The 13456-nt window shown below is 69.5% G+C and carries 13 protein-coding genes; 8 read left to right on the top strand and 5 right to left on the bottom strand.

The genetic code is table 11. From position 1 onward, the window contains the following. Positions 1 to 128 precede the first annotated feature (128 nt). The gene (locus JOL79_RS12605) at positions 129 to 1427 is read right to left on the bottom strand and encodes an MFS transporter (protein WP_210155940.1); all 1299 of its coding nucleotides are present in this window, start codon (positions 1425 to 1427) and stop codon (positions 129 to 131) included. 107 nt (positions 1428 to 1534) lie between these two features. On the opposite strand from JOL79_RS12605, the gene idi reads away from it, so the two are divergent. Further along, a complete protein-coding gene (gene idi, locus JOL79_RS12600; protein ID WP_210155939.1) occupies positions 1535 to 2137 on the top strand; it encodes an isopentenyl-diphosphate Delta-isomerase in 603 nt (200 codons plus the stop codon). A 67-nt stretch (positions 2138 to 2204) separates the two neighbouring features. On the opposite strand, the gene JOL79_RS12595 is transcribed toward idi, so the two are convergent. Both JOL79_RS12595 and JOL79_RS12590 read right to left on the bottom strand, forming a co-directional pair. Beyond that, positions 2205 to 3284 (bottom strand): inositol-3-phosphate synthase, encoded by a 1080-nt coding sequence (locus JOL79_RS12595; RefSeq protein ID WP_210155938.1) that lies wholly within the window; start codon positions 3282 to 3284, stop codon positions 2205 to 2207. Between the two features lie 10 nt (positions 3285 to 3294). Next, positions 3295 to 3957 (bottom strand): PadR family transcriptional regulator, encoded by a 663-nt coding sequence (locus tag JOL79_RS12590; protein ID WP_307848499.1) that lies wholly within the window; start codon positions 3955 to 3957, stop codon positions 3295 to 3297. Between the two features lie 125 nt (positions 3958 to 4082). Between JOL79_RS12590 and JOL79_RS12585 the strand changes: the two genes are divergently transcribed. The 4 genes from JOL79_RS12585 (at position 4083) to JOL79_RS12570 (ending at position 10593) form a co-directional block, all read left to right on the top strand. Beyond that, on the top strand, positions 4083 to 4466 hold the full coding sequence (locus JOL79_RS12585; protein ID WP_210155937.1) for a DUF5318 family protein: 384 nt from the start codon (positions 4083 to 4085) through the stop codon (positions 4464 to 4466). 651 nt (positions 4467 to 5117) lie between these two features. Then, positions 5118 to 7667 (top strand): transglycosylase domain-containing protein, encoded by a 2550-nt coding sequence (locus JOL79_RS12580; protein WP_210155936.1) that lies wholly within the window; start codon positions 5118 to 5120, stop codon positions 7665 to 7667. 172 nt (positions 7668 to 7839) lie between these two features. After that, on the top strand, positions 7840 to 9192 hold the full coding sequence (locus JOL79_RS12575; RefSeq protein ID WP_210155935.1) for a glycosyltransferase family 87 protein: 1353 nt from the start codon (positions 7840 to 7842) through the stop codon (positions 9190 to 9192). A gap of 159 nt (positions 9193 to 9351) precedes the next feature. Further along, positions 9352 to 10593, top strand: a complete 1242-nt coding sequence (locus JOL79_RS12570) for a glycosyltransferase family 87 protein (RefSeq protein ID WP_210155934.1) — start codon at positions 9352 to 9354, stop codon at positions 10591 to 10593. A 109-nt stretch (positions 10594 to 10702) separates the two neighbouring features. Here JOL79_RS12570 and JOL79_RS12565 read toward each other — a convergent pair whose 3' ends face one another. Further along, entirely contained in the window at positions 10703 to 11497 is a 795-nt protein-coding gene (locus JOL79_RS12565; protein WP_210155933.1) for a deoxyribonuclease IV, read from the bottom strand. 173 nt (positions 11498 to 11670) lie between these two features. Between JOL79_RS12565 and JOL79_RS12560 the strand changes: the two genes are divergently transcribed. Beyond that, on the top strand, positions 11671 to 11847 hold the full coding sequence (locus JOL79_RS12560) for a hypothetical protein (protein ID WP_210155932.1): 177 nt from the start codon (positions 11671 to 11673) through the stop codon (positions 11845 to 11847). A 124-nt stretch (positions 11848 to 11971) separates the two neighbouring features. Here the strand turns inward: JOL79_RS12560 and JOL79_RS12555 are convergent, their stop codons facing one another. Next, positions 11972 to 12286, bottom strand: a complete 315-nt coding sequence (locus JOL79_RS12555) for a hypothetical protein (protein ID WP_230984649.1) — start codon at positions 12284 to 12286, stop codon at positions 11972 to 11974. A 184-nt stretch (positions 12287 to 12470) separates the two neighbouring features. Here JOL79_RS12555 and rpsF point away from each other — a divergent pair, with 184 nt between their 5' ends. Together rpsF and JOL79_RS12545 are read left to right on the top strand one after the other, a co-directional pair. Continuing rightward, positions 12471 to 12761, top strand: a complete 291-nt coding sequence (gene rpsF / locus JOL79_RS12550; protein WP_210155931.1) for a 30S ribosomal protein S6 — start codon at positions 12471 to 12473, stop codon at positions 12759 to 12761. A gap of 94 nt (positions 12762 to 12855) precedes the next feature. Continuing rightward, the gene (locus tag JOL79_RS12545; RefSeq protein WP_210155930.1) at positions 12856 to 13395 is read left to right on the top strand and encodes a single-stranded DNA-binding protein; all 540 of its coding nucleotides are present in this window, start codon (positions 12856 to 12858) and stop codon (positions 13393 to 13395) included. The last annotated feature ends 61 nt before the right edge of the window (positions 13396 to 13456 follow it).

Here is a 13456-nt window from a genome sequence, read left to right as displayed (position 1 = left end):
CAACGACCTGTTCGATGAAGGACCGGGGACCGGGATACTAACTCTTCAGCGGCCGGTAAAACCAGGGGCGCGTTTTAGTCAAGTCCGGATCCGACGATCATCCCATCCCTGTCTTCCTGCGGAAACGGTCAGTCGACGGCCGGGACCGGCGGCCTGCGAACGGCGGCCGGCAGCATCAGCCGGTAGACCAGCGCGCCCAGCACGTAACCCGCCGCGATGACGCCGAACGCCAGATAGGACTTCCCGTTCCGCGGCAGCAACTCCGCGGCCAGGGCGGCGCCGAGGACCGTCATCCCGTTGAAGAGCATGTCGTAGACGGAGAAGGCGCGCCCGAGGTAGGCGTCCTCGACGTCGCGCTGCACGACGGTGTCGGCGCAGATCTTCACGCTCTGCCCGGCGATGCCGATCACGAGCCCGGCGGCCACGAACGCCCACTCGTGGAACGTCGCGCACAGGGCGAACTCCAGGACTCCGCAGGTCACCAGCATCGCCGGGACCCAGGTCTCGATCCGGAACCGCTCGGTGGCCCACGGCGTGATCACCACCGCGGCGAAGCTCCCCGCGCCGACGGCGCCCAGCACGAGCGCGATGCCCTTCAGCGCGTCGTCGGCGTTCGACGCGAAGCTGTAGCGGTAGAGCATCATCACCGCCGCCGTCGAGATGCCGAACATCAGGCGGTGGGTCGCGATGCCGCCGAGGGCCGCCGCCGCCGAACGCCGGTGCGCGACGTGCCGCGCGCCGTCCACCAGGCCGGTCAGCACATGCCGTACGGCCTCACGGGCCTGCGGGCGGTCCGGATCGTACGCCGGGCCGAGGAGGGAGCGCTCCATGGTCCGCGCGATCAGCGCGGACACCCCGAAGACGAGACCGGAGCAGACCAGCAGCACCGCCACGCCCCTGTCGTCGGATCCGGCGACCGCGCGGAGCGCGACAGCGGCGCCCGCACCGACGAACGTCACCACCGTGCCCGAGGTGGGCGTCACCGCGTTGGCCATCATCAGGTGCTCGGACGGCACGACGTGCGGCAGCGCCGCGCTGAGGGCCGAGAGGAAGAAACGGTTGACCGCGAGGACGCCGAGCGCGGTCGCGTAGAAGACGGCGTCGGAGGTGCCCGCCGCGACGAGGCAGGCGGCCAGCACCAGCAGCGCTCCTCGCACCACCGGTGCGATGACGAGGATCTGCCGCCGCGACCAGCGGTCGATGAACACCCCCACGAACGGCCCCAGCAGGCTGTACGGCAGCAGCAGCACGGCGAGCCCGGCCGCGATATCGGTCGCGGTCGTCTGCCGCTCCGGGCTGAAGAAGGCGTATCCGCCCACGGCGAACTGGAAGATCCCGTCGGACGACTGCGAAACCAGGCGGGTGGCGAACAACCGCCGGAAGTCACGGCCTCGGAGAACCACGCGCAGGTCGGACACGAAAGACACGGCGACAGCCTACGCGGGAGATCAGCGGGCGGTATCGGGGTCATCCCCGAGGAATCCCGGGTGTCCCGGACACCGGACGCGGGGACGTGATCCCGTACTCTCGGAGAGTGACCTACCAGGAACATGTCGTGCTGGTCGACGGCCAGGGCAACCCGATCGGCACCGCTCCGAAAACATCGGTCCACACCGCCCACACCCCCCTTCATCTCGCGTTCTCCAGTTATGTTTTCGATGAGGGCGGGCAGGTGCTGCTGTCGCGACGCGCGGTCGGCAAACTCACCTGGCCGGGTGCGTGGACCAACAGCTGTTGCGGGCATCCGCTGCCCGGCGAACGGCTGTCCGTGGCCGTGACACGCAGGCTCGCCTTCGAGCTGGGTCTGCGGGTCGAGTCGGTCGATCTGATCCTGCCCCGCTTCTCCTACCGGGCCGTCATGGACAACGGGACGGTGGAAAACGAGCTCTGCCCGGTCTTCCGGGCGGTCGTGCGGGACGAGGCGGCGCCCAACGCGGAGGAGGTCGACACGGTGCGCTGGATGCCGTGGAAGACCTTCGCCGACCAGGTGTTGAGCGGCGAGCTCGACATCTCGCCCTGGGCGAGGGAACAGGTGCCGCAACTCGTCGCGCTCGGCCCCGACCCGCTGACCTGGCCGGTGGCGGATCCCGCGGAGCTGCCCGCGGCGGCCGAGCCGGAGACCGGCGAACCAGCCTGAAACGTACATGACGACGCCCCGGCTCCCGAGCGGGAGCCGGGGCGTGGAGCCCGGGCGGAGGGCGGCGTCAGCGCTCGAGCTCGCCGCGGATGAACTTCTCGACGGCGTCGCGGGCGGTGTCGTCGGAGTACTGCTCCGGCGGTGACTTCATGAAGTAGGACGACGGCGACAGCAGCGGGCCGCCGATGCCGCGGTCGAGGGCGATCTTGGCGGCGCGGACGGCGTCGATGATGATGCCGGCGGAGTTGGGGGAGTCCCAGACCTCGAGTTTGTATTCGAGGTTGAGGGGGGTGTCGCCGAAGGAGCGGCCTTCGAGGCGGACGTAGGCCCATTTGCGGTCGTCGAGCCAGGGCACGTGGTCGGAGGGGCCGATGTGGACGTCGGCCTTGGCCATCTCGTGCGGGATCTGGGAGGTGACCGACTGGGTCTTGGAGATCTTCTTGGACTGGAGGCGGGTGCGCTCCAGCATGTTCATGAAGTCCATGTTGCCGCCGAAGTTGAGCTGGTAGGTGCGCAGCAGTTCGACGCCGCGGTCTTCGAACAGCTTGGCCAGGACGCGGTGGGTGATGGTGGCGCCGACCTGGGATTTGATGTCGTCGCCGACGATCGGGACGCCGGCGGCGGTGAACTTGGCGGCCCATTCGGGGTCGGAGGCGATGAAGACGGGCAGGGCGTTGACGAAGGCGACCTTGGCGTCGATGGCGCACTGGGCGTAGTAGCGGTCGGCTTCTTCGGAGCCGACGGGCAGGTAGGAGACCAGGACGTCGACCTGGGCGTCCTTGAGGGCCTGGACGACGTCGACGGGGTGTTCGTCGGACTCTTCGATGATCTCTCGGTAGTAGGCGCCGAGGCCGTCGAAGGTGGGGCCGCGCTGGACGGTGACGCCCAGCGGGGGCACGTCGCAGATGCTGATGGTGTTGTTCTCGGAGGCCACGATGGCCTCCGACAGGTCGCGGCCGACCTTCTTGGCGTCCACGTCGAAGGCCGCGACGAACTCCACGTCACCCACGTGGTAATCGCCGAACCGCACGTGCATCAGGCCCGGCACCCGACTGCCCGGATCCGCGTCCCGGTAGAAATGGACGCCCTGCACCAGCGACGCGGCGCAGTTGCCCACACCGACGATGGCCACGCGCACCGAACCCATAGTCGCTCCTTTACTTATCCGCCTCGGGCTTTCGCGCCCTGTGACTGGTTTCCTGTACGGCAGGCCCGGATGTGTCCCTCTCCGCCTGCATGGGATCGGCGGCGTCCACCGCCCCGGCGGGAGCCGTGCCGCCCCGCCGTTCCGAGTCGATCAGCTCGTTGAGCCAGCGGACCTCACGCTCGACCGACTCGAGTCCGTGGCGCTGGAGTTCGAGGGTGTAGCTGTCCAGCCGCTCCCTGGTGCGCGCGAGAGCCGTACGGACGCGCTCGAGGCGCTCCTCCAGCCGGCTGCGGCGGCCTTCGAGGATGCGCAGGCGCACCTCCGCCTCCGTGTGACGGAAGAAGGCGAACCGGACGCCGAAGCTCTCGTCCTCCCACGCGGACGGGCCGGCCTGGTTGAGGAGCTCCTCAAGGCGCTCCTTGCCCTCCGCGGTCAGCTTGTAGACGATCTTGGATCGCCGGCCGAGGACGGTGTCCTCCGGCGGCTCCTCCTCGACGATCAGCCCCTCGGTGAGAAGACCTCGCAGGCAGGGGTAGAGAGAGCCGTACGAGAACGCGCGGAACATGCCCAGCAGCGTGTTGAGTCGTTTGCGCAGCTCGTAACCGTGCAGCGGGGTCTCGTGCAGCGATCCCAGGACCGCGAGCTCAAGCACCCCTCCGCGCGCACTCGTCACTGGAACCACCCCCCGCGCATGTCGATGTATCGAGCCGATACATCTGCAGGATACGTCGCGGCGTCATACAGAGCAACGGGTCAACGGTTGGGCAAGAGATGGCAAATGGTCGTAATCTGGCGCACATGTGGTCACAGCGGTCGGTCGTGGACTACGGCCTCGCGAAGCGGGCGACGGTCCAGTCGTTCCGCGCCGGCCGCACCGGAGCGCGGGATGTCTGCGACGCGAATCCGTACCTCCTGAGGGCCGCCCGCTATCACGGGGAGTCCACCGATCGCGTCTGCCCCATCTGTGAGCACCGGAACGTGACCAACGTCACATACGTATATGGGGACGAACTCGGACGTGTCGCCGGACAGGTGAAGGCCACTTCTGATCTACCGGAGATGGCTCGGGAATACGGCGAATTCCGCGTCTACGTCGTGGAGGTCTGCCAAGGTTGTTCCTGGAACCACCTGGCGGTCTCGTTCGTCCTCGGCACAGCCGATCCCCCGGGCCCTTCCCTCTAGAGAGGGCTCCGGAGGGCGACGACGACCCGTAGGAGGAATGCCGCCGGCCCGCCCCGCCGGATCGACGAATTCCCTGGACACATTGGACGAGGACGCGTGACAAACAGCAGCTACGGACCGGAGCCGACCGGCCGTCCCGAGGACTCCTCGGGCTTCGGTGGATCAGCCCGCCCTGGGCGGCGCCGTCGCACGCCCCGGGAATCCGACGAGTACGGCGAATACGGCGAGTACGGCGGTGACCGGGCCGAGCGGAACCAGGGGCCGGGGCGGCCGTCCGGGCCCCCGCAACCTCCACCGCAGGGCGGCCCTCCCCCCGGGCGTCAGGGCGGCGGTCCCGCCGACCCGCGCCGCCGCGAGGCGGCCGCCTTCGAGGACACGGCGGCGATGAACGCCGTGCCGCCCGGCCCGCCCGCTCCGGAGCGCCGGCCGTCCGGCCCGCCCCCGCGACCGCCCCAGGGCGGCCGTGATCCCCGTGATCCCCGTGAGCCACGCGATGGGCGCGACCCGCGCGATCCCCGCTTCCCCGCGCCCAGCGGCTATCGCGGCTCGGGCGGACCTGGTGGTCCGGGTGGTCCGAGTGGTCCGGGTGGTTCCCAGGGACCGCGCGGCGCGGGCGGACACGGTGGTCCCGGTGTGCCGAGCGGGGCTCCCATGGGGGCCGGCGGTCGGCCGGGAGACGAGCGCACGCAGGCGATGGGCATGCCGGCGGGCATGCCGCCCGGGGGACGCAGGCGCGACCCCGGCGACCAGGACACCGAGATGGCGCCGGCCGGCGGGCGCCGCCGCAGGGCCGAGCCGGGCCGGGGCCGTCGCGGCCGCGGCCCCGGTGGTCCCGGCGGCCCGGGAGGTCCGGACGGGCCCGGCGGTCCGGGAGGTCCGGGGGGTCCGCGTGACTTCGACGACGACGACGAGCCGCGGCGGAGCTGGACGCGCTTCATCCCCAACTGGAAGATCTTCGTGGCCAGCGGCGTCGTGCTGGTGGCCGGCGTCTTCGGCATGATCATGGTGGCGTACAACAACACGCCGCTGCCCACCGAGCAGGAGGCGCAGGAGACCGCGATCGCGCAGGGGAGCACGTTCTACTACCGCGACGGTCAGGTCATCGCCAGGCTCGGCACCAAGCGCGTGGCCATCAAGATCGACCAGGTACCCAAATACGTGCAGGACGCGGTGATCGCGGCGGAGAACCGTACGTTCTGGGAGGACTCCGGCATCGACATCTCCGGTCTCGGCCGGTCGGTGTGGATGACGGCGACCGGACAGCAGACGCAGGGCGGCTCCACCATCACCCAGCAGATGGTCCGCAACTACTTCAAGGGCCTCAGCACCGAGCAGACCATCAAGCGGAAGGTCAAGGAGATCTTCATCTCGGTCAAGCTCGACAAGGACTGGTCCAAGGAGAAGGTCCTCGAGTTCTACCTGAACACCGTGCCCTTCGGCCGCAACACCTACGGCATCGAGGCCGCTGCGCGCGAGTTCTTCAACAAGCCCGCCAGCAAGCTGACGGTCTCGGAGGGCGCCTATCTCGCGGGCCGCATCCAGCAGCCGGGCAACTTCGACAAGGCCGAAGACAACAAGGACTTCAAGCCCACAGAAGAGCGGTTCAACTACGTCATCAACGGTATGTCGACCATGGTCGACGCCAACGGCAAGCCGAAGTATCCGGACATCAAGGCCACGGCGAAGTTCCCCAAGCCGAAGCCGAAGAAGGAGGCGGAGGAGTTCGGCGGGCTGAAGGGCTACATGCTCACCGTCGCGCTCGGCGAGCTGGCCAAGCAGCACAACCTCAGCCGTGCGGATGTGGAGTCCGGCGGCTACAAGATCGTCACGACCTTCGACAAGAAGCTCATGCTGGCCGCCCAGGCGGCGGTGAAGGCCACCACCAACTCCATGTCCAAGGAGTTCCACGCCGGGCTGGCGTCTGTCGATCCGACCAACGGTCGTGTCCTCGCGTTCTACGGCGGCGACAACTACCTCCACGACCCGTGGAACGAGCCGTTCGACTCCCGCAAGCAGGCCGCGTCGGCGTTCAAGCCCTACGTGCTGGCGGCGTGGCTCGACGCGGGCTACAGCCTGAACAGCTGGGTGCCGGGCAACGAGACGGTGCCCAAGGAACTGCCCGGCACGACGAAGATCACCAACGACGAGCACGTCCCCACGGCCATCGACGTCACCTACGCCACGGCTCACTCGATCAACACGGCCTTCGCCTCCATGGCGTTCGCCCTGCCCGGCAAGATCGACGACGTGCGAGCCCTGGCCGCGAAGGCGGGCATCAGCGAGAAGGCCATCGCGGAGGACAAGGACGGCGTCAACGGCGAGCACGGCCACGGCTACCAGCTCGCGATCGGCAGCATCGGCGTGACGCCCGTGGAGCAGGCCGCCGGCTACTCGATCTTCGCCAACCAGGGCAGGCACGTGGATTATCACGTGATCCAGGAGGTGCGGCAGGGCAAGACCGTGGTCTATCCGGAGCAGCGGGAGGTCAAGCAGGTCATCTCCCCGGAGGCCGCCGCTGACGCGGTGACGGCGCTGGAACAGGTCCTCAAGGTCGGTACGGCGGCGGGCCGGGGCATCGGCCGCCCCGCGGCCGGCAAGACCGGTACTAACAACGACAACAAGGAGGCCTGGTTCGTCGGGTTCACCCCGCAGCTCTCCACGGCCGTCGGCATGTACCGGGAACAGTGCCTCACCAAGAGCGGCAAGCTCGTGCAGCCCAAGTACGCCAACTGCCCGGAGAAGCCCAACCCGGAGAGCACCAAGTACGGCCCCAACAACCCGTACAGCCACTCCAAAGAGGTGTCGCTGGGCAACATCCAGGGTGCCGACGCGCCGACGACCATCTGGCGGACGTTCATGATGGCCGCGCTGCAGGGCAAGCCCGTCAAGGAGTTCCCGCCGAAGTCGGGCCTGGGCAGTCCGCAGGACATCGTGCCGAGCCCGTCGCCGACGCCGTCGCCGACGCCCACGGACGAGTTCCCGCCCGGCTTCCCGCCCGACTTCCCCGGTGGCCCCGGGGCAGGTGACCCGGGCCAGGGCGGCCCGGGGCCGGGGGGCTGCGTCCCCGGCGATCTGTCCTGTGACAGCAGCGGCGGCCTGCAGCTCGGCGACGGGGCGGCCGACCCGAACGGCGGTCAGCCGCCGATGGGCGACTTCGCACCCAACTCCGTCGCGGTGACGCCTCCCGAGAGCAAGCCGTAGGGCCCCGGACAGCCCGCGAGCGCCGTGCGTCTCCCCCGGGGGAAACGCACGGCGCTCGGCTTTGCGGACAGCCCCGCGCACCCGTTCTCGCCACGCCCGAAAGTGCCCGCGCGGCGGGCGTGGGACGGCCGGAGGTCGCCAACCGGCCGAGGGTGATGATGCAATACCCCCCATGACGACCCGGACGACACGCTCCAGCCCGCCGCCCACAGTCGTGTATTGGATGCCGTTGTATCTGCCCATCGGGCTGTTCGCGGCGCTCGGGGCCGTCCTGGCCTATCTGTGGAAGTACCCCTGCCGGTTCGGGGGCGTCTGGAACGGCGGGATCGGGCAGTACACCCACTTCTGCTACACGGACATCTATCCGCTGTTCTGGGTCGAGAAGCTTGTCGACGGCAAGATCCCCTACATCGACTATCCGGTGGAATATCCCGTCGGCATCGGCGGCCTCATGGAGTTCGCCCGGCGCCTCGCGGGCGGGGACGGCCTCAGGTTCTACGACGTCACCGTGTTCCTGATGGGCGTCTCCCTCATCGCCGGTGCGATGCTCGTGGCTGCCCTGGCCGGTCAGGGGCGCCGCTGGGACGCCCTCTGGTATGCCGTCAGTCCGGCCGTCATCCTCTGCGCGTACATCAACTGGGACCTCGCGGCCGGTGCGCTCGCGCTCGGCGGCCTGCTCGCCTGGTCGAAGCGGCGGCCCTATCTGGCGGGAGCGCTGCTGGCCCTCGCGGTGGCCACCAAGTTCTATCCGCTGATGTTCTTCGGCGCGCTCTTCCTGCTCACCGTGCGTACGGCCAGGTGGGTGCCCTTCCTCAAGACCGTGGCGGCGGCCGTCGTCACATGGCTCGCGGTGAACGTGCCGATCATGATGGCCAACTTCGACGGCTGGAAGAGGTTCTACGCGTTCAGCAGTGAACGCGGCGCCGACTGGGGCGCCATCTGGTTCTTCTTCTCCAAGTCGGAGTGGTTCACCGTGCCCAGGCCGGAGTGGCTGGCGTTCCTGGGCGACGGCGAGTCGCTGAACACCATGGCCATGGCCGCACTCGCCGTGCTGCTGCTCGGGGTGGCGGTCCTGGCGCTGGCGGCGCCCCGCCGGCCGCGGCTCATGCAGCTCTGCTTCCTCGCGCTGGCCGCCTTCATGATCACAAACAAGGTGTGGTCGCCGCAGTACGTACTGTGGCTGGTCCCGTTCGCGGTCCTCGCGCGGCCGCGGTGGGGCGCGCTGGCCGCCTGGATGGTGGCCGAGTGCTGGTACTTCTTCTCGATCTGGCTCTACCTGGCCGGTCAGGTGCCCGACTCGGGCTACGCGGGGATCGGCGACCCGGCCTACTTCATGTCCGTGTGGGCGAGGGCGATCACCCTGATCGTCCTGATGGGCTTCGTGGTCAGGGACATCCTCCGGCCCGAGGACGACGTCATCCGCGAGGGCGACGTCGACGACCCGTCGGGCGGCGCGTTCGACGGGGCGGACGACCGGCTGGTCCTGCGGCGCCGGATCGCGACCCCTGCCGCCGAGGTGTCCTGACGCCCCGCGGCCGCTACGACCGCCCCCGGAACGCTGAATCTTTCATCGGATTTCGCGGCCCGGAGGCCGACCTGAGGACGTCCGGAACCCGTAGCCTGAAACGGCTGGGGCGTATGGGGTGCGCCCCGGCCGTCCGGGCGCGACGCGGGGGAGAGACGGATGCGACGCAGGCCGGTGTGGCCGGTTCTGGTGACCTGGGTGGTCACGCGGACCCTGCTGATCCTCGCGGCGACGCAGGTGATCCCGGTCGGCCACCGGATCGCGTTCGACAACGACGTGTCGCTCTACCGGTTCTGGTCCAACACCCTGCTGGCGGGCGCGTTCCCGGCCGCGGACGAGAAGTGGCAGTACCCGCCCCTGGCGGCGGTGCCGATGCTGGCCCCGCGTCTCCTCCCGTTCACCTACCGGGACGCCTTCCTCCTGCTCGCCGTCGCCTGTGACCTGGCCGTCCTGCTCCTCCTGTGGCGCTTCGCCGCCCGGTCCGCCGACGGCGACCGCGGCAGGACCGGGCTGTGGGCCTGGACCGTCGGCGCCGCGCTGCTGGGTCCGGTGCTGATCACGCGCTACGACCTCATGGTCACGCTTCTCGCGGTCATGGCGCTGACCCTGTCGCCGCACCCGGTCGTACGGGGATCCCTGATCGGCCTCGGCCTGGCCGTGAAGGTGTGGCCGGTGGCGTTGCTCACCGGTCTGCGCCGGTGGCGTGAGTTGCTGGAGGGGAGCGCGTCCGCGTTCGTCGCCGCGGCGGTGACGTGCGGGGTCGTCGCGGCGGCGGTGCCGGGCGCCCTGGATTTCGTCGTCGCCCAGCGCGACCGCGGGTTGCAGATCGAGTCGCTCACCGCGACGCCGTTCGCGCTCGCCCGCGCGCTCGGGTGGTGGGGCGGCTACACGACCTACCGGCACGGGGCGATGGAGGCGGTGGGGCCCGGCATCGCCGCGGCCGAGGTGGTCAGTCTGGCGGCGACCCCCGTGGCGCTCGCGCTGCTGGCGCTGTGGTGGCTGCGCGCCGCGCCGGACGCCCGCTCGTACTACGACGCCGCGCTCACCGCCGTGCTCTTCCTGGTGCTGACCAGCCGGGTGCTGTCGCCGCAGTATCTGGTCTGGGTGGTGGCGATCGCCGCCGTCGTGTTGTCGGTACGGCGGGAGCGGCCCGGCCGGAGCCGGCGGGCGGCCGTCATGCTCGTCCTGGTGGCCGCCGCGCTGACTGGGCTGGCCTACCCCTGGGTGGAGGAGGACTACAGCTGGTCGGGCCGCCTGCCCGGCACGCTCCTGCTGGTCGCCCGCAATCTCGCCCTGCTCGCGGCCGGCATCGTGTCGTACGTCCAGCTCTGGCGCGCCACCCGCAGGACCGGGCCGGCTGTGGACGGCGCGGAGCGGCCGGCCTCCGTGACCTCCGCGTGAGGCCGCCGCGTGCCCCGCGGTAGGGAGACGGGGGTGACTGGTGTGACCCCTTACCCAGGGGATGGGCCGGCCAATCCAGAAACTTATCCACAGGCTGTGGACGGTCGCGTCACAGATGCTTGCGCAGGAAGGCGATGTCGTCGGCCTGACCCTCGGACGGGGTCTCCACCACGATCGGCGCGCCGGCCGCCCGGCAGACCGCGACGATGAGCTCGGGGTCGATCTGGCCGACGCCGATGTTGGCGTGGCGGTCGGCGCCCGAGTCGAAGGCGTCGCGGGAGTCGTTGCAGTGCACCAGGTCGATCCGGCCGGTGATCGCCATGACCCGGTCGACGATGTCGAGGAGCTCCTCGCCTCCCGCGTGGAAGTGGCAGGTGTCGAGGCAGAAGCCGACGACGGAGGGGTCCGGCGCACCGGCGGTGACCGCGTCCCACAGCCGCGCGATGCGGTCGAGCCTGCGGGCCATCGCGTTGCCGCCGCCGGCGGTGTTCTCGATGAGCACGGGGATGGGGCACTCGGTGCGTTCGAAGACCTTGCGCCAGTTGTCGAAACCGGTCCGGGGGTCGTCGCCCGCGTTCACGTGACCACCGTGCACGATCAGCCCCTTCGCCCCGATGGACGCGGCGGCCTTGAGATGGCCGTCGAGCAGCTTGCGGCTGGGGATGCGGATCCGGTTGTTCGACGTGGCCACGTTGATCACGTACGGCGCGTGAACGTAGACGTCGACGGCCGACTCACGCAGCGCGCCGGCAGACTCGGGCAGCACCGGGGCCTTCCAGCCCTGCGGATCGCCGAGGAAGAACTGCACCACCTCCGCGTCGCGGGCGGCGGCGTGCGCGAGCGGGTCGTCCTGGTCGACATGGGCCCCGATCCGTACCGGACGCTCGGCGTGCTGTCGGTCCATCCCGTTCCTCCATCGTGCGGCTGTCTCAAACGTCACGGCAGGAAGCCTTCCGAACGCGAAGGGCGAACCATAAGCCCTCCCCAAGAGCGTTTCAAGAGGACCCGCCGGGGCAGTCGCCTCGTCGCACGCGCCCGGCGCAGCCCGCGCGCCGCTTGACGTGAAGGAGACGGACCATGCGATATCGCCTCGGCAGCTTCCTGTTACTCATCTACATCCTGGTGGGGCTCTACGTGGCGTGGGTCCACCATTACCTCACCCCGACCCTGCTCCGGCAGATCGCCCAGGCGCTGCTGGCGATCTTCCTGTGGTTCCTCATCCTCCTCGGCGTGGATCTGCACATCGGCGGATGACGTCGTGGCCCGTCACCGTACGTGCGCCGGGCCTACGGGCCCGGCTCTCGGGATCGCGCCTTCGGGATCGCGGCTCCGGCGTCAGGACCTTGCCGGCAGGGCCTCGGCGTCCAGGGTCTCGGCGTCAGGGCTTCGGGAGGAAGCCGCCGTGCGCGATCCCGAGCGCCGCGCCCACGAACGAGGTCACGACGCCCACGATGATCAGCGATCGCTGGGCCGTGGTCGAGGACATGAACTGGGCGTACATGCCGCCGAAGAACCCGATGGCCCCCAGCCACGACGCGACGACGTGAGCCCGCACCACGAACCCCAGGCAGAAGGCCACGAGCCCGACCAGCAGCGTCGCGACCGTCATGATGTTCTCCACTGGATGCGGCCTGCCGTCGGTGTTCAGCGTCAGGTGAACGGGCAGGCGCCGCATCCGCACGCCGTGAGGCATCGCCCTCACCCCCTTTGGCCTCCAGTTTCGCTCTCCGGGCGGCACACGGCCAAGTGGCTGATAGCCTTGTTCGACTGCGTCAGATATGGATTCCGGGGCGCGTCAGCCCCTGGTTTCACCGCAGTGTCCTCCTGTCACGGCAAGGCGTCGTGACCGCAAGAGTCCAGAGGAGGTTGGATCACACATGCGTCGCTACGAGATGATGGTCATCCTCGACCCGTCCCTCGACGAGCGCACCGTGCAGCCCTCGATCGACCAGTTCCTCGCCGTCGTGCGCAACGACGGCGGAACGGTGGAGAAGGTCGATGTGTGGGGTCGTCGCCGGCTGTCCTACGACATCGCCAAGAAGTCCGAGGGCATCTACGCCGTCATCGACCTGACCGCGGAGCCCGCCACCGTCAAGGAGCTGGACCGTCAGCTCAACCTGAACGAGGGCATTCTCCGCACCAAGGTCATCCGCCCCGAGCTCCACTGAGTGGTAGCGCGAAGCCCGGCTTTTTGTCGGGCCGGGGCCGTACTCTGAGCCCTGCGACGGCTCAGCTGACGGGATAGGAAGGCGAAAGCGACCGATGGCAGCAGGCGACACCCAGATCACCATCGTCGGCAACCTTGTCGACGACCCGGAGCTGCGCTTCACCCCGACGGGGCAGGCCGTGGCCCGGTTCCGCATCGCGTCCACTCCGAGGTTCCTCGACAGGCAGACCAACGAGTGGAAGGACGGCGAGGGCCTGTTCCTCACCTGCAACGTCTGGCGGCAGGCGGCGGAGAACGTCGCCGAGAGTCTCCAGCGCGGCATGCGGGTGATCGTGCAGGGCCGGTTGCGCCAGCGGTCGTACGAGACCAAGGAAGGCGAGAAGCGCACCGTCTACGAGGTCGAGGTCGACGAGGTCGGTCCCTCGCTCCGCAACGCCACGGCGAAGGTCAACAAGACCACGCGCCAGGGCGGCGGTGGCGGTGGAGGCTTCGGCGGACCCGCCAACGACCCGTGGGCCAGCGCGGCTCCCGCCCCCCAGGGCTACAACCAGGGCGGTGGCGGTGGTGGCGGTGGCTTCGGCGGTTCTCAGGGCGGCGGCTTCGGCGGCGACTTCAGCGACGAGCCGCCCTTCTAGCCCTCCGCGTCCCGTCCTCCACCATCAATAATCCGAATCGACCATTCCCGCATCACGCGGG

It is taken from the genome of Microbispora oryzae (genome assembly GCF_017896165.1).
Lineage (GTDB): Bacteria > Actinomycetota > Actinomycetes > Streptosporangiales > Streptosporangiaceae > Microbispora > Microbispora oryzae.
Note: the sequence above shows the minus strand (reverse complement) of the source record. Positions and strands in the feature narration are given on the sequence as shown.